Genomic DNA, 15,444 nt, shown 5'->3' on the forward strand with positions numbered 1-15,444 from the left:
GGGCAGTCGGTCGGGTGACTGTCAGCAGGGCGACGGGGGGACGGTGCGGGCGGTCAGCGTGCGGCGGTGCTGCCGAGCGCAGACTGGGTAGGGCATTTCTGAAGCACTGTCCGCATCGCCTGGGCCTCCGCCGCTACCACCCACAGGTGGTAGCGGGACTTCAGCCCCACCTGGCGGGCGACGTACGGGCACTGCTCGCCGGGGCTCGGCGGCAGCCATTCGGATGCATCCTGGTCGCTCTTGCGCTGGTTCGTCGGGCCGTCCACGGCGAGCAGGTTCTCCGGGTCGTTCGCGAACTGCAGGCGCTGGGCGGCGGTCCAGTCCAGGGCGCCGGTCCGCCAGGCGTCGGCCAGCGCGACGACATGGTCGATCTGCACGGCCGAGGCGTTGCGGGAACGGTCGAAGCGAATGATCCGGGTCGTGTACGGATCGGTGAGCTCGCCGGTGAGCACTGTGCAGCCGTCGGATCGACGCACGGTGGTGCTGTGCAGGTCACGGTGCAGGACGTCGTTGCGGGTGTCGCAGCCGTTGTGGTCAACGTCCGACCAGGGGGTGCCGAACGCGTCGCGCCGGTACTTCGGCGAATTGTCCTCGGCGCGGACCGGCAGTTTGCCGAGCAGCGCGAGCGCCGAGCCCGCGGCTCCCCGGGAGCCGGCGCCCGCCGCGCCTGGCTGCCTGTCGGCAGCCGCGGACGGATTCGCCGTGCCGGTCTGGTCGTCGAGGTCGTCGCAGGCGACCAACGCCGTGGCCAACGCGAGCAGCAGCGCCAGCCCGACGTATCTGATCCGCCGAACCGATCCGGCCTGCCCGCCCCGGCGGCACCCGACCGCACCCGCACTGCTTGTCCGCACCTGACTCCCCACCTCGACGCCCCGCCCCACCTCGACACCCCGCGGGGAGAAAACCGCGGCCCGCTTGACGCCCGTCCGGGCAGGTAGTCACGTTAGCGGGTGATCGTGGTGCGACGGCGGTCGGTACGGACAGAAAGAGCGTGTCTTCGGCGGAAACATCGCAACGTATCCGGTCAATCCCCTACAGTGTTCTGCCATGATCAGACTGTTGGTGGAGATCGCCGCCTCGATGCCGTCCCATCCCTGTAGGTAGCAGGTGAAGGCTGTCCCGTCCGTGTCGCCGCGATCCTCGGCTGTGCCATCCCGGCCCTTACGCCGCGACGCCGAACTGAACCGTGTCCGCATCCTCACCGCCGCCTATGAGCTGTTCGTCGAGCGCGGAGACGACGTCGGCGTCGAGGAGATCGCCCGCCGTGCCGGGGTCGGCATGGGCACCCTTTACCGGCGTTTTCCGAACAAGGATGCCCTCGTCGAGACGATTCTGCAGACGACCGTCGACGACCTCCGCGAGCTGGCCGTGGAGGTGGCCGCGGCAGAGCCGCCCGCAACCGCTCTGCACTGCTACCTGCTGCGAGTGCTGGGAGCCGATCCCTGCCATGGGTCCTACCTGGCCCGGCGGCTGTGGAGCGGGCGCACCGCGGAGCGCATGGTCGCCGAGGTCGTACCGCTGGTGGCGGCGATGCTCGCCGCGGCCCAGCGGGCGGGCACGGTCCGGACCGACGTGGTGCCGGCGGACCTGCTGGTCCTGATGCGTTCGCTGCGGCTGGTCATGGACCTCACCGAACGAGTCGCGCCGGGATCCTGGCGGCGGTCCCTGGACATCATCCTGGCCGGCTTCCGGCCGGATTCCCGCAACGCCGAGCTGCCGGAGCCGCTGCCCGCCTTCGCCGTGATGACAGACTCGGAGGAGTCGTCGCCGAGCGTCGGCTGACTGCGGACGGCGGCCGTCAGCGGACCTGGATGCGGGCCCCGGTGCTCTGCGAACTCTCGTGGACTTCGAGTTCCCGCGGTTGCGCGTCGCGGGGGAGGTCGAAGACCAGAGTGCCGCGCTTGGTCTCACCCGGGTCGATGGAGTCCCACAGGTTCTCGCCCAGCTTGAAGCGGGCGAGGAAGTTCGCCTCGTGCCGGTCGCCGTCGTCATCCAAAAGCAGCTCGGAGGAGTTGTCCAGCGCCTTGGCAGTGTCACCGGTGTTGCGCACCGTCACCTGCACCTGGCAGAACTTGCCGCTGGCGCGCAGGGCAAGGAGTCCGTCACCGATCTGGGTCTTCGAGCAGTCGACGCCGGCCACGACGAACTCCAACGAGCCGTCCGTCACCGGCACGCCGAACCCTGCGGTGGGACTCGGGGTGCCCGACGCACCGGGCGTCTGCGCCGCGGTGGAGCCTGGTGGCCGGTCGGAATCCGCCCCGCCGCCGTTGCGGCCCGGCAGGCTGGCCACAACGGCGATGGCGATCAGCGCAGCCACGACAATTCCGATGATCAATGCAAGCTGACGGCGGTCCGGTCCGCGCCGGGACGGGGATTGCGGATAGGGCGGATAGGGGTTGCCCGCGGCGCCCGGCATCGGTGCCGGATCTGGCGCCCGTGCCGGCTCCGGGACCCGCGCGGCCTCTGGTATCCGGCTCGCCTCGGGCATGCGGCTCGGGTCCGCCATCCGCGCCGGCTGCGACATCGGTCCGGCCCCGGGTGCCTGGCCCGGGGCTCGTTGGCCGCCGGGGCTGGCCCACCTGCCCGCGGGCGTGCCCGGCGCCGGCCCGCGGGGCCGCCCGCCCGGCTGGCGACCGTCTGGCTGGGCTGGCGCGCGGGCGTCCGGGGACGGGCGTGCGCCGGGTGCGGCTCCCGGCCCGCGACCGCCGGGGGGCCCGGCGGTCGGTGGATAGGGGCCGCCCCGCGGCCGGCCGGCCGGCGCGGGCGAGGCGCCCGGGGAGCGGTCCGCGGCGGGCGCACGGCCCGGTGGTCCGGCCGCGTCGGGCCTCGCCGCGGGGACGGCGCCGTCCCAGGGCGGGCGGCGAGCGGGAGCCGAGGTCGCCGGGCCCACCCGCGTCGGCGCCGGACGGGGCACCTCACCGGTGCGGTTCAGCAGCTCCTCGACCTGGCCGATCGCCGGTCCAAGGGCGGGGCCACCGCGGGCCGGCGGCTGCGCGACGAGCCGCAGCAGCAGTTCCCGGGCGCTCGGCCGATCGTCGGGATGCTTCGCCAGGGCGGCGCTGACCAGCCCGACCAGCGGCTCCCGCAGGCCGCGCAGGTCCGGGGCGGAGCCCACGATGCGCATTCCGAGGTCGATGTCCGAGCCGTCGCCGAAGGGATGCCGGCCGGTGCCGGCGTAGGCGATGAGGATGCCCCACGCGAAGACGTCCGCCTCGGGTCCGATCGGCTGGCCGTGCACCTGCTCGGGTGCCATCCAGCCGGCTGAGCCGAACCCCCACGCCGTCGGCTTGGCCTTTGCGCCCTCCAACGCCTGCGCGATACCGAAGTCGATCACGCGTGGGCCGGACAGCGAGAGCATCACGTTGCTCGGTTTGAGGTCGCGGTGGACGAGGCCCGCGCTGTGGATGGCGGTCAGGGCCGTCGCCACGCCGACGGCCAGACCGGTCAGTGTCGAGGAGGCCAGCGGACCGGAGTCGACCTGTTCATCCAGCCGGACGCCGTCGATGAACTCGGTGACCAGGTAGGGCGCCGGCGCGTTCGGATCGGCGTCGAGCACCTCGGCGGTGCAGAAGGGGGCGACCCGGCGGGCCGCCTCGACCTCGGCCCGGAACCGGCGGCGGAACTCCTCGTCGGCCGCGAGGTCGGGCCGGATCACTTTGACGGCGACCCGCCGCCCGGCGGCGTTGCGGGCCAGGTAGACAGTCCCCATCCCGCCAACGCCCAGGCGGCTGATGAGGGCATACGGACCGATGGACCGCGGCTCGTGGGGGTTGAGCGGGTCGCCCGGATCGGTGCGGCGGGGGCTCGGGCCCGCGGCGTCGTCGACCACGGTCAACACCCTACGGATGTGATCACGACCGCTGCCCACTGCTTGTCACGCGAATGCCTCTCAGCTCCCGATCCCACGCACGGCCCGGACTCGACCCGCCACCCGTTCGCCCCCGTCCGGCGCCACGCGGCGGTCGGGGCTCGCCGGTGTGTCCTGGGTCGCGTCGTCTCCGTTCGCAGTCTGCCGCACCGCGTGCTGTCTTCGGCACGCGCGGGCTCCCGGCCGGTCGTTTGGGTCGGTTGGCCGACAATGTGTTGCGACAGGGGCTCGCGTCCGTCGCGGGATAGGGCATCGTGGGAAAATGGAGACCGGCGGCTCGCGTGGCATCGACGGACCATGGCTGCTGTGCCCCTGGTGCGAGGGGCCGATCCCGCTGACCCACCTCGTCGCGTCCGACGAGGAACCCGGCTCGCAGGTAGCGGTGTGCACCGGTTGCGGCCGCCGGGTGAGCTTCCTGCCGCCGACGTAGCGGTGACGATCGACGCCCCGGCGCCTACGCCTCCAGCTCACTGGCGACGGCGTGCACGACCTTGGCCACGCGCTGCGCGATCCGGCGGTCCGGGTAGCGGCCGCGGCGCAGATCGCGTTGCACGTCGTCCAAGAGCTTGATCATGTCTTCGACCATGCTGTGCAGCTCATCGGGGCTGTGTCGGGCGGCCTGCGCGGCCGCCTTCGCCACCGACGGCGGCGCGGCCAGCAGCTGGACCGACAGTGCCTGGTCCCCGCGCCGCCCCGCCGCGACGCCGAACTCCACCCGGTCGCCCGGCTTGAGCCGATCCACCCCCGCAGGCAGGGCGGCCTTGTGGACGAAGACATCGCCGCCGTCGTCCCGGCTGAGAAAGCCGAAGCCCTTGTCGACGTCGAACCACTTGACTTTGCCGGTGGGCACGGGCGACCTCGTTCTGTGTAACGACAGGGACAACGCGGCGAAAGCTGAGGGAATCCCAGGCTATCCGCCGACCGCACCACGCGCCGGGTCTTCGGTCGCGATCGGCTGCCGGTCGGACCTCTCCAGTGACGGTTGCCTCCTCGGTGTTATCCGGGGTGTACCCCGGGCATGCCAGGTCCTGACCCTGGGACGACCGTCCGGGCTGGACGGCCGGCCCCCGATGGCAGGAGGCGTTTCGATGGCGAATCCCGATCGCGAGGACTTTCGTACCCCGGAGGACTTCGAGGAGGCCGAGCGGAGTCGGGCTCGGGACGAGGCCGTGCTCGGCGCGGACGGCGGCCCGGACGATCCCGAGGCGAGCCGTGCGGCCGAGGGCCTGGAGGTTTCCGAGGAGGAGGCCGCAAACTACCGCGAGCACGCCGAGCGAGGCGCGCACCAGCAGGGCGAGGGCGCGCCGGTCGTCTGAGCGCCGTCAGCAGGGTGCGACGCCCTGAGCCGGGGCACCCTGGCGGTCCTCACCGGGGTCGCTCGTGGCCCGCCTCGGGCGTTGCTCGCCGTAGGCTGGCGGGTGTGCCGCCGACGTCGACGCCGCCCGATTGGGCGGGACCCCCGGCCGGGCCGGCGGCGGGCCGGGCGGACTGGCTCGTCCGGGTCGGCTGCGTGTTGTTCGGGATCGGCCTTGTCGCCGCCGCGGTCGCGGTGATCCCGTTTTTCTTCGGGGTCAGGAACCTGCCGACGTGGTTGAACGCCGTGGCGGGCGGCGGGCTGACCGTCGGTCTCGCGGTGGCGTTGAGCGGGGTGGTCGTGGCCGTCCGTTCCCGGATCCCCGAGGAAGCCGACCCGGACCTGTACCGGACGAACCCGTACCTCCCGGTCGACGGGCCGGCCGGCCGCCCCGAATCCGTGCCGTCCGGTGATCCCGCTGACCGCCTCGGTGCCGGCTGAGTCGAAGCTCAACTCCGCCGGGTGGCCTCGCCCAGCAGCCAGGGTGGGAACGCGCCGAGCCGGGCCAGGACGACGTCCGCCCCGGCAGTCTGCAGCTCGCTCGCCGAGCAGGGGCCCGTGGCCACGCCCACCGCGAGCGCGCCGCCCTCCCGAGCGCCGATCATGTCGCCCGTGTGATCCCCGACGAAGACGTCCACCCGATGGGTGCGCAGCGCGACACCCTTCGTCCGCGCGAACAGCGCGCCCTCGACGGCGTCGGCGGTGATGCCGATGCGTTCCAGGCTCGCCTCGGCGAGCGCGGTGCTCTTGGCGGTGACGACAACAATGCGACCGGCGAGCCGGCGCACCGCCTCCACCGCGGCGCTCGCGTCCGGCATCGGCCTCGACGCGGGAACCGCGTGCACCGCGTACAACTCCCGGTAGCGGGTGGCGACCGCGGGCACGTCCGCAGCGGGGAACCAGTGGGCGAGCTCGTTCTCCAGCGGCGGTCCGAGCCGGGAGACGACCAGATCGGCGTCGACGGTCACACCGGTCTCGTCGGACAGGGCGGCGAAGGTCGCGCGGATGCCGGCGCGGGCGTCCAGCAGGGTCAGGTCGAGGTCGAAACCGACCACTGGGGCTGAGGCCTTCCACGACGGCATCAACCGAGCTTAGGCCGAACCCGACGGACCAGCCGGACCAGCCGGACGAGGCGTCGGCGTTGCCATCGGCGCGGGCCGCGGGCCGCATGGAGCGCAATCGCCGCCCGATGGGGCCGCCGGGCCGGTAGTGTCCGCGGGTGTGACCAGGGTTGTGGTGGATGTGATGCTCAAGCCGGAGATCCTCGACCCGCAGGGGCAGGCGGTGGTCAACGCGCTGCCACGCCTCGGGGTGAGCGGGATCGTCGGCGTCCGCCAGGGCAAGCGCTTCGAGCTGGAGCTGGCGGACGGGGTGGCGTTGGACGGCGCGGTGCTGGCGCGGGTCGAGCATCTGGCGTCGACCCTGCTGGCCAACCCGGTCATCGAGGACTATGTGGTGCGGGTCGAGGACGCGTCGGCCGAGCCCAGCGCGAGCACCGCGGGCTGAGCCGGCGGCCCCCGGCCGGCCCCCTCGACCGGGCCCTGGCCGGAGCCGCCCTGGGCGGCAGCCGGGCGCGCAGGTGGGGCGGGGCGCCTAGAGGACTCGGGGCGAGGTGCCGCTTTCGCTCACCATGGGCCGGCCGTGAGCCTGCCAGGCGAGCATCCCGTCGGTGAGATTGCGGACCTGCCAGCCGCCCTGGGCGAGGTAGCCCGTGACGGCGGCGGAGCGCCCGCCGGAGCGGCACACGACCACCACATCGTGCCCGCGGGGCACCTCGTCGAGCCGGGCGACGAGCTCACCCATCGGGATGTGCAGGGCGTCGGCGATGTGCCCGGCGGACCACTCGTCGGGCTCCCGGACGTCCACAAGCAGCGGGGCATCGTCCGCGGACAGGTCGGCAGGCAGGTCGGCGATGCTGACGGCCGGGATCTGATCAGAACTCACGCAGCCCATCCTGCCACCTAATTCGGCAGTCGGGACAGCCGGCGGTCAGCGGGTGTCCACCTTGAGGACGGCGGCGGCGAGCCCGGCGGCGCGATCAGCGCAGCGGCTGGCCGAGCCTCGGCACGAGCTCCGCGTCGGCGGCGCGGGCGAGCAGCGTCTCGATGGCGGTGAACCCCTCGTCGCCGAGGTCGAGGCTGAACTCGTTGACGTACAGCTCGATGTGGGCGTCGACGACGTCCGGTGCCATCTCCTGGGAGTGGGCGAGGACGTAGTCGGCACTCGCCGACGGTTCGGCGAACGCGGCGGCGACGCTGGCCCGCACCGCGGCGGACAGTGCGGCGCCGTCCAGCTCGCGGCGGGCGAGGATCGCGCCGAGCGGGATCGGCAGCGAGGTCTGCTCCTCCCACCAGTCGCCGAGATCGGCGAGTGCCGTCAGCCCGTACGACGGGTAGGTGAACCGGGACTCGTGGATGACCAGCCCCGCGTCATACCGACCCTCCCGCACCGCAGGCATGATCTTTTCGAAGGGCACCACATCGATGCTCGCCACGCCACGATCAGCGGCCCACAGCCGGAACAGCAGGTAGGCGGTAGTTCGGGTGCCGGGGATCGCGACCCGCGCGTCACGCAGGTCGGTGCGGCCGGCGGTGAGCACCAGTGGGCCGCAGCCGCGTCCCAGCGCGCCGCCGGAGGTCAGCAGCTGGTAATCGGCGAGCAGCCACGGCAGGGCGCCGTAGGACACCTTGACCAGATCGTCACGCCGCTCGGCCGCCCGGGTGTTCAGCACGTCGATGTCGGCGAACGTCACCGTCACCGCGGGCGCGTCCGGCACCAGGCCGTGCGCCAGGGCATGGAAGGCGAACGTGTCGTTGGGGCATGGGGAGATGGCCAGGGACAGCGGCTGGTCACCGCGTGTCGTGACCGTCCGGCGCTCGCTCATCCCGGTGTCCTCCCGCTCGTCGGTGTGCGCCCCGCCATTCGCCCGAGCTCAGTGTGTGCCGTTGCTGCCGTGCTGCGGGCCGGAGCCCGCCGAAGCCGCCGCGCCGCCGGCCACGGGCAGCGCTTCGGCGGCGACCAGGCCGTCGGGGTGCGCGACCAGTGCCGCAGCGGCCGTGCGCAGGCTGGCCAGCGCGGCCGGCAGGTTCCAGGCGGCGCGGTCCCGGCGGCCGACCGGGTTGCTGATGGCACGGATCTCAGTGGCGGGGATGCCGAAGGATCGCGCGGCCAGGGCGACGGCGTAACCCTCCATCGCCTCGGCCACCGGGTCGAGCCGCTCGGTGAGGGTGCTGGCCCGGCGCTCCGTGCCCGTCACGGTCGACACGCTGACCACGGTCCCTGTGACGATCCGCCGGCCGGTGGCGTCGAGCACGGTGTGCAGCCGCGACACCAGCTCCGGATCGGGGCGCACGGTGGATGAGCCGAGCCCGAGGTCGTCCAGGGTGAGAAACGTCCCGCCGCCGGTCGAGGCACGTCCGTCGGGGCTGCGATGGGTCGGCGCACCGGCCGCGTGGAAGCCGAGATTGCGGTCCATCTCGCTGATCCGGCCGACCGGCGCCGACGGGGGCTCCTCGTCGAGACCGGACTCGGCGCCCAGATCCGCCGCGACCATCCGATCGGCGATGACGATGTCGCCGATCTCCGCCCAGCCGCGGAACCCGCCCGCGACACCCATGGTCACCACGAGATCGAACGGCTGCCCGGCGGCGCTCGCGACCGCCAGGGCCGTCGCGGTGCCGGCGGCGGCGGCCGGACCGCCGGTGCCCGCCGCGAGGACGGTGACCGGGCCACGCCGACGGCCGACGTAGGGGCCCAACGTCGATGTGGTGAGCAGCTGGCGGTCCCAGTCAGGGGACACCAGGTTGCCCGGCCCGGCCGGCAACCTCGTCCGGCCGCGCGACCAGCTACCCATCAGCCCTGCGCACACCGCGTCTGCCTCGGCTGTCACCGCGGTGACGATCAGGGTGCGGCTCACGACCAGGTCCGGATCATGATCTGGAATGTCCTCGTCTGCCGTCATGCACTGTCGGACGATCTACTCGAATACCACCGGGCCGGACGGCGATGTAACGGCACGGGATTTTCGATGTGGTGCAAATCGGACTTGTTGCCGGACCTTAGCATCACGGGCGACGCTGCGTGGTTCCGACGGCGGCCAGGGGCACGCTGCGCGCATGTCGGGGGCCCTGGCGGTGTCAACGGGGGCACCCGGGACGGTATGTCCCCCGACTCGGCCTGGACGGTCGCCGGCCGGATCGCCGTCATGGGCGGGCGGCGCGGCGAGATGGAGATCAGGGCCTGATCGAGACTACGAACGGCCAGCTCCCCGATGCCGTGGTCGACTTCGCGCCGGTAGGCGCGGCGAAGACCACGAGGTTCACTGTCGCCTGCACGTTCGGGAGCAGGTAGCGGTAGTGGGTGTCGGTGATCGTCTCGGTGATCCGCTGGTTGTTGACCGAGAGGAAGTAGCCGCGATCGGCGACCGAGGTCGGGACGTCGATGTTGAGGCTGCTCCCGGGCCTGGCATCGAGCTGCGGCGGGGAGACCGACCGCTCGATGAGGGCGCCGTCCCGCAGGTACTGGGCCGCGTTCGTCTTCACGAAGTCCCCGCCCGACTCCATCGTCACCAGCGGGGTCGGGCGGTCACAGCCGGCCACCCCGAAACCGACCGCGGCGATCGCAGTGGTGATCGCGGCGAGCCGCGGGAACGGCACCCGACGGGACCGCGTTGGCGTGCGCACGCTCGGAGGTTATCGCCGCGGGTGTTGCGGCGTCCTGGCTCGTGGCGTTCGTGGGTGCCGCGAGGGCGGTGTCGTGAGCGGCGTCACCTCGGCGCCGACGGGTCGGTCAGGTGCTGGAGTCTGGTCAGGCCGGCGTGGTCAGGCCCGTCGCCGGCGGCCCAGCCCCCGGCGCTGCCGCGGCGCGTCCGGGCGGGTGGGGTCCTCCAGCGTGGCCGGGATGGATGCCGGCGCATCCCGCCAGGGGGCGACGGATGGTACCGGCACGGACACCATCGCCGGGTCCGGCTGTGGTGCCTGGGGCGGGGCGCCCGGCGGGTACCCGCCGGCCTCGGCCGGGTACGCCGGCCCGGGAGGCCCCACGCCAGGCTGGCCGGGCGCGGCCTGGCCGGGCGCGGCCTGGCCGGAGGCGGGCTGGCCAAAGATGGGCTGGCCAAAGATGGGCTGGCCGAGCGCGGCCTGGCCGATAGTGGGCGGGCCGATGGTGCTGGGGACGGCACCGGGTGGTCCACTCGTGGCGACGACGCCGCCTGGCGGGAGGTCGGCACTGCCCAGCCGGTCCCGAGCCGCCAGGCGCGAGCGGCGCAGCGCGCCGGCCTGGATGAACAGCGTGGCACAGACGACGGCGGCGGCCACCGCGAAGCCGACCGTTCCGGACATCTCGATGAGCCCGAAGGCGCCACCGGCGACCCAGGTGAGCTGGAGCGCGGTCTCGGAGCGGGCGAACGCGGAGTTGCGCGTCGCCTCCGGGATGTCGCGCTGGACGACGGCGTCGAGCGCCAGCTTGCCCATCGAACCGGCCATGGTGGCCAGCAACGCCGCGACGAGCGAGGTGAACCTGGTGTAGGTGACGGCGGCGCCGAGACATCCTCCGGCCGCCAGCACCAGGGCGAGCATGATGATGCCCTCCGGCCGCCGCCGGCCGAGCCGGCCGCCGATGAACACGCCGAGCCCGCTGCCGACGCCCGCGGCCACGGCCAGGCCGCCCAGCCACAGGTTGTTGCCGCCGTTTGTCCGCAGCAGGAAGGCGAGATAAAAGGTGAGAAAGCCGACCAGGCCGCGCAGGACTGCCGTGGCGCGTAGGGCCACCGGCAGTGCACCGAGGAACGCCCGCAGCCGCGTCCCGAGCCCGTGGCGGCCGGTGCCAGGCGTGACGGGGGCGCGCAGCGGCAGCTCGCCGGCCGCCGAGTCGACGTGCCTGGGGAGGTTGAAGGCCAGCAGAACGCCGGCCATGTAGACGATCGCGCAGATCCGCAGCACCCAGGGATAGCCGACGAACGGGATGTGTGCGATGCCCAGCCCGACCGGCGCCACGATGGCGCCGGCGACGATGTTGACCAGCGAGATCCGCGAGTTGACCTTGACGAGGGTGAGCTCGGCCGGGGCGACACGGGGGATGACCGCGCTGCGCGCCACCCCGAAGCCGCGGGAGAGCACGAGCAGGCCGAGCGCGAGCGGGTAGACGGCCAGCCCGTGCAGCGCTCCGGCGAGCTGCCAGGCCAGCAGGCCGCGGCCCAGGCAGATGGCGGCGAGCGCGGTGCGCCGGCCGTGGGCGACCCGGTCGAGCAACGGCCCGATCACCGGCGCCAACAGGGCGAATGGCACCATGGTGATGAGCAGGTACAGGGCGACCTTCGAGCGGGCCTCGCCGGAGGGCACCGAGAAGAACAGCGACCCGGCCAGCGCGACGGTCACCAGCGCGTCGCCCGCGGCGTTGACGAAGGACAGTTCGGTGAGGGCGGACAGCCCGGTCCGCTCGGCGCCGTCCCCGCGCACGCTCCTTCGCAGCCTCCGCAGGCTGTTCGCGACCGTGCTGCCCGGGTTCACCATGCCAAGTGTCCTCGTCCCTGGCCTGCGCTCCTACGACCACGTCGGGCGGTGCGAGTGCCCGTGGGTGAGAATACGTTGCGTGGGTGCTCCCGAGGTCCGTTCCACCACGACCGAGCCGCCGGATTCATCCGTTACCCTCGGTGCGGATTCGGTACCGGACGCTGCGGAGGCGGCCGGTTCGGAGCGCACGGCCGATGCAACGGCCCAGGGCAGCGCGGAGGTCCCAAACGTGACAACGGTGACAACGGTTCCGGCGACGGGCGCCGACGCGTCGACCCCGCGGACTCGCCCTCGGGCGTCGTCCGTCCCCCCCACCGCGGCGCCGCCGCCCGACGTGAGCCTCGCCACCGAGTCGGTCGCGGATCAGCCGGTGTCGGCCGTGCGGGGCAGGGCGGTCCGGGCGTCGCGGGAGCCGGCGGTCGACGCGGTGTGCGCGGCCGCTGTGGATGTGGCCCGTGCGGCCGCGGTCGAGCAGGCGGACAGCGAGAGCGAGGTTGGCGAGCACCTCGGCATCGAGGCCGAGGGCGACCGGATCGTGCTGCACCGCTTCGCCTGCGCCTCGCCCGCCTACCGGGGCTGGGTCTGGACGGTCGTCGTGACCCGCGCCTCCCGGGTGCGCAAGGTCACGGTCGACGACGTGGTGCTGATGCCGGGGGACGGGGCGCTGCTGGCGCCGGCGTGGGTGCCGTGGTCGGAGCGGCTGCGGCCGGGCGATGTCGGCGTCGGCGACCTGCTGCCCACGGCGATCGACGATCCGCGTCTCGCGCTGCGCGGGGAGGACGTCGAGGAGCTCGTCGACACCGATGACTACTTCGAGCTCGGCTTCGGCCGGGCCCGGGTGCTGTCCGTCACCGGACGGGAGGAGGCGGTCGAGCGCTGGTACGCCGGCGATGCCGGGCCGGACGCCTCGATCGCCAAAGTTGCCCCCGCCTCGTGCCTGACCTGTGGTTTCCACGTTCGGCTCGCGGGCTCGCTCGGCCGGATGTTCGGTGTCTGCGCCAACGAGCTGGCTCCCGACGACGGCCGGGCCACCGCCATCGATCACGGCTGCGGCGCGCACTCCGAGGCGCTGGTGGCGCCGTCGGCGCACCCGGAGTCGATCGTCTTCGACGAGGACCCCTCCGACCTGGAGCCGACGGACGTCGAGCTGATCGGCGTCGCGGCCCACAGCCCCGGCTCGGTGGCGGACGCCGAGCCGGGGGAGCGGGCCGCGGACGCCGCCGATCCTGAGCCCTACGGCCACTCCTGACCGCAGGCCCGCACCGCCTGGGCCCCTGGGGCCGGGGCCCCGCACCGCCGGGATTGCCCGGATCGGCTCAGGCGGTGCGGCCGAACAGGGCGGGCAGGGTGCCCTCGTGGGCGTCGCGCAGCTCGTCGAGGCCTACGCGCAGCGCGTCCTGCACGTCGAGCGCGTTGCCGTCGACCACGCCGATGCGCCGCCAGGGCAGGCCGCGGACGGTGCACATGTCGGTGAAGCGCAGCTCCTCCGACCGCGGCACGGCGACGACGGCGCGTCCGGCCGACTCGCTGAACAGCTCGACGAACGGGTCGGCTCCGGCATCCAGGACGATCCGCGCGCCGCGCCCGCCGCGCAGGCATGACTCGACGAGGGCCTGCGCGAGCCCCCCCTCGGACAGGTCGTGGGCGGCGGTGAGCATGCCGTCGCGGGAGCCGGCGACGAGGATCTCCCCGAGCAGCTTCTCCCGGGCGAAGTCGACCGCCGGCGGCTGACCGCCGAGGTGGCGGTGCGTCACCCAGGCCCACTCGGAGCCGCCGAACTCGTCGGCGGTCTCGCCGAGCAGGATCAGCGCGTCTCCCTCGCCGGTGAAGCCGATCGGGGTGCGCCGGGCGACGTCGTCGAACAGGCCCAGCACTCCGATCACCGGGGTCGGGTGGATCGGGGTGGCGCCCGTCTGGTTGTAGAACGACACGTTGCCGCCGGTGACCGGCAGGCCCAGTTGCCGGCAGCCCTCGGCGAGGCCCGCGCATGCCTGCGCGAACTGCCACATCACCTCGGGGTTCTCCGGGGAGCCGAAGTTCAGGCAGTTCGTCACGGCGATCGGCACCGAACCGGCGGCGCTGACGTTTCGGCACGCCTCGACGAGGGCGAGCTGCGCGCCGGTGAACGGATCGAGCCGGGCGTAGCGCCCGTTGCCGTCGGTGGCCAGCGCGATGCCGAGCCCGGTCCGCTCGGACAGCCGTAGCACGCCGGCGTCCTCCGGCTGGGCGAGGACCGTGGCCGCCTGCACGTACCGGTCGTACTGGTCGGTCACCCAGGCCCGGGAGCACAGGTTGGGGGAGGCGACCATCCGCAGCAGGGTCTGGCGAAGCTGTGCCGAGGTGGTCGGCCGGGCCAGCCGGGCTGCCGTCGGGCCGTCCGCCCGGACCAGGTCGAAGTCGGCGGGGCGGCGCAGCGGGCGCTCGTAGACGGGGCCCTCGTCGGCGAGCGAGCCGGGCGGTACGTCGACGACGACCTCGCCGTGCCAGCGCACGATCAGCCGCCCGGTGTCGGTTACGGTGCCGATCCTGGTCGCCAGCACCCCCCAGCGCTCGGCGAGAGCGAGGACCTCGGGAAGCGCCTCGGCAGTGACGATCGCGAGCATCCGTTCCTGGGACTCGCTGGCCAGCACCTCATGGGCGGCCATCGACGGCTCGCGCAGCGGTACCAGGTCCAGGTCGACGTCCATGCCGCCGGGCTGGCCGGTGGCGAGCCCCGCCGCGGTCGTCTCCGTCAGCGCGCAGGTCAGCCCGGCACCGCCGAGGTCCTGGATGCCGGTGACGAGCCCGCGGTCGAACAGCTCCAGACAGGACTCGATCAGGATCTTCTCCATGAACGGGTCCCCGACCTGCACGGACGGCCGCCGGGCGGGGCCACCGCCCTCGTCGAAGGTCGCCGATGCCAGCACGGACACGCCGCCGATCCCGTCCCGGCCGGTCTTCGCGCCCAGCAGGACCACAGCGTTACCGACCCCGGTGGCCGCCGAGGTCTGTACCCGGCCGACCGGCATCACCCCGACGCAGAGCGCGTTGACCAGCGGGTTGCCGGCGTAGGTCGGGTCGAACACGACCTCGCCGCCGATGTTGGGCAGGCCGAGGCAGTTGCCGTAGCCGCCGATGCCGGCGACGATTCCCGGCAGCGTCCGCGCCGTGTCGGGTGCGTCGGCGTCACCGAAGCGCAGCGGGTCGAGCACGGCGATCGGCCGGGCGCCCATGGTCAGGATGTCGCGGACGATGCCGCCGACCCCGGTTGCCGCCCCCTGGTAGGGCTCCACGAAGCTCGGATGATTGTGCGACTCGATCTTGAAGGTGACGGCGAGGCCCTCGCCGACCGCGACGACACCGGCGTTCTCCCCCATGCCGACGAGCAGCCGGTCGGTGGACGGAGTGTCCCGGAACTGCTGCAGATGCACCTTGGAGGACTTGTAGGAGCAGTGCTCGCTCCACATCACCGAGTACATCGCGAGCTCGGCGTCGGTGGGGCGGCGGTCGAGGGTGGCCAGGATCCGCGCGTACTCGTCGTCGGTGAGGCCCAGCTCGCGGTACGGCTGCTCGGTGGTGCTGGTGGCCGCGGTGGCAGTGGTCTTGGAGGTGGCCGCCGGGGCGGTCGGGTTGCCGGTCACCCCTCCATCCTCGCGGATCCGGCCAGCTCGCGGCCCCCGTGCCCGGACACCGGCCCCGCGGGCCCGGCGTGGCATGGGCCACTGCCCCCGCCC

16 protein-coding genes are annotated in these 15,444 nt (G+C 73.3%); 6 read left to right on the plus strand and 10 right to left on the minus strand.

The genetic code is table 11. From position 1 onward, the window contains the following. Positions 1 to 53: 53 nt before the first annotated feature. On the minus strand, positions 54 to 851 hold the full coding sequence (locus NBZ83_RS20535) for an HNH endonuclease family protein (protein ID WP_438803149.1): 798 nt from the start codon (positions 849 to 851) through the stop codon (positions 54 to 56). A gap of 295 nt (positions 852 to 1,146) precedes the next feature. Here NBZ83_RS20535 and NBZ83_RS20540 point away from each other — a divergent pair, with 295 nt between their 5' ends. Beyond that, complete coding sequence (locus NBZ83_RS20540; protein WP_261566086.1) at positions 1,147 to 1,782, plus strand: TetR/AcrR family transcriptional regulator; 636 nt, start codon at positions 1,147 to 1,149, stop codon at positions 1,780 to 1,782. Between the two features lie 16 nt (positions 1,783 to 1,798). Here the strand turns inward: NBZ83_RS20540 and NBZ83_RS20545 are convergent, their stop codons facing one another. Further along, positions 1,799 to 3,829 (minus strand): protein kinase domain-containing protein, encoded by a 2,031-nt coding sequence (locus NBZ83_RS20545; protein WP_261566085.1) that lies wholly within the window; start codon positions 3,827 to 3,829, stop codon positions 1,799 to 1,801. A 301-nt stretch (positions 3,830 to 4,130) separates the two neighbouring features. On the opposite strand from NBZ83_RS20545, the gene NBZ83_RS20550 reads away from it, so the two are divergent. After that, on the plus strand, positions 4,131 to 4,298 hold the full coding sequence (locus NBZ83_RS20550) for a hypothetical protein (protein ID WP_261566084.1): 168 nt from the start codon (positions 4,131 to 4,133) through the stop codon (positions 4,296 to 4,298). A gap of 24 nt (positions 4,299 to 4,322) precedes the next feature. On the opposite strand, the gene NBZ83_RS33025 is transcribed toward NBZ83_RS20550, so the two are convergent. Further along, entirely contained in the window at positions 4,323 to 4,718 is a 396-nt protein-coding gene (locus NBZ83_RS33025) for a cold-shock protein (protein ID WP_308203294.1), read from the minus strand. 238 nt (positions 4,719 to 4,956) lie between these two features. Here NBZ83_RS33025 and NBZ83_RS20560 point away from each other — a divergent pair, with 238 nt between their 5' ends. Both NBZ83_RS20560 and NBZ83_RS20565 read left to right on the plus strand, forming a co-directional pair. After that, complete coding sequence (locus NBZ83_RS20560; protein WP_261566083.1) at positions 4,957 to 5,184, plus strand: hypothetical protein; 228 nt, start codon at positions 4,957 to 4,959, stop codon at positions 5,182 to 5,184. 104 nt (positions 5,185 to 5,288) lie between these two features. Then, positions 5,289 to 5,663 carry a hypothetical protein gene (locus NBZ83_RS20565; RefSeq protein ID WP_261566082.1) on the plus strand — a complete coding sequence of 125 codons (375 nt, stop codon included), beginning with the start codon at positions 5,289 to 5,291 and terminating at the stop codon, positions 5,661 to 5,663. 8 nt (positions 5,664 to 5,671) lie between these two features. On the opposite strand, the gene NBZ83_RS20570 is transcribed toward NBZ83_RS20565, so the two are convergent. Beyond that, complete coding sequence (locus tag NBZ83_RS20570; RefSeq protein ID WP_261566081.1) at positions 5,672 to 6,277, minus strand: HAD family hydrolase; 606 nt, start codon at positions 6,275 to 6,277, stop codon at positions 5,672 to 5,674. Between the two features lie 166 nt (positions 6,278 to 6,443). Here NBZ83_RS20570 and purS point away from each other — a divergent pair, with 166 nt between their 5' ends. Next, positions 6,444 to 6,728, plus strand: coding sequence for a phosphoribosylformylglycinamidine synthase subunit PurS (purS, locus tag NBZ83_RS20575; RefSeq protein WP_261566080.1), 285 nt, complete (start codon positions 6,444 to 6,446; stop codon positions 6,726 to 6,728). Positions 6,729 to 6,815: 87 nt separating this feature from the next. Here the strand turns inward: purS and NBZ83_RS20580 are convergent, their stop codons facing one another. The 5 genes from NBZ83_RS20580 to NBZ83_RS20600 form a co-directional block, all read right to left on the minus strand. Continuing rightward, complete coding sequence (locus NBZ83_RS20580) at positions 6,816 to 7,166, minus strand: rhodanese-like domain-containing protein (RefSeq protein ID WP_261566079.1); 351 nt, start codon at positions 7,164 to 7,166, stop codon at positions 6,816 to 6,818. A 94-nt stretch (positions 7,167 to 7,260) separates the two neighbouring features. Further along, positions 7,261 to 8,106, minus strand: a complete 846-nt coding sequence (locus tag NBZ83_RS20585) for a 1,4-dihydroxy-6-naphtoate synthase (RefSeq protein ID WP_261566078.1) — start codon at positions 8,104 to 8,106, stop codon at positions 7,261 to 7,263. Positions 8,107 to 8,154: 48 nt separating this feature from the next. Beyond that, on the minus strand, positions 8,155 to 9,183 hold the full coding sequence (gene mqnB, locus NBZ83_RS20590) for a futalosine hydrolase (RefSeq protein ID WP_261566077.1): 1,029 nt from the start codon (positions 9,181 to 9,183) through the stop codon (positions 8,155 to 8,157). A 271-nt stretch (positions 9,184 to 9,454) separates the two neighbouring features. Further along, positions 9,455 to 9,877 carry a hypothetical protein gene (locus tag NBZ83_RS20595; RefSeq protein WP_261566076.1) on the minus strand — a complete coding sequence of 141 codons (423 nt, stop codon included), beginning with the start codon at positions 9,875 to 9,877 and terminating at the stop codon, positions 9,455 to 9,457. Between the two features lie 165 nt (positions 9,878 to 10,042). Continuing rightward, positions 10,043 to 11,731 (minus strand): MFS transporter, encoded by a 1,689-nt coding sequence (locus tag NBZ83_RS20600; RefSeq protein WP_261575609.1) that lies wholly within the window; start codon positions 11,729 to 11,731, stop codon positions 10,043 to 10,045. A gap of 238 nt (positions 11,732 to 11,969) precedes the next feature. Here NBZ83_RS20600 and NBZ83_RS20605 point away from each other — a divergent pair, with 238 nt between their 5' ends. Then, entirely contained in the window at positions 11,970 to 12,980 is a 1,011-nt protein-coding gene (locus NBZ83_RS20605) for a DUF3027 domain-containing protein (RefSeq protein ID WP_438803148.1), read from the plus strand. A 67-nt stretch (positions 12,981 to 13,047) separates the two neighbouring features. On the opposite strand, the gene purL is transcribed toward NBZ83_RS20605, so the two are convergent. Beyond that, positions 13,048 to 15,351, minus strand: a complete 2,304-nt coding sequence (gene purL / locus NBZ83_RS20610; RefSeq protein ID WP_261575610.1) for a phosphoribosylformylglycinamidine synthase subunit PurL — start codon at positions 15,349 to 15,351, stop codon at positions 13,048 to 13,050. Positions 15,352 to 15,444: the final 93 nt, after the last annotated feature.

The sequence above is a fragment of the Frankia gtarii genome (assembly GCF_025403375.1).
GTDB lineage: Bacteria > Actinomycetota > Actinomycetes > Frankiales > Frankiaceae > Frankia > Frankia gtarii.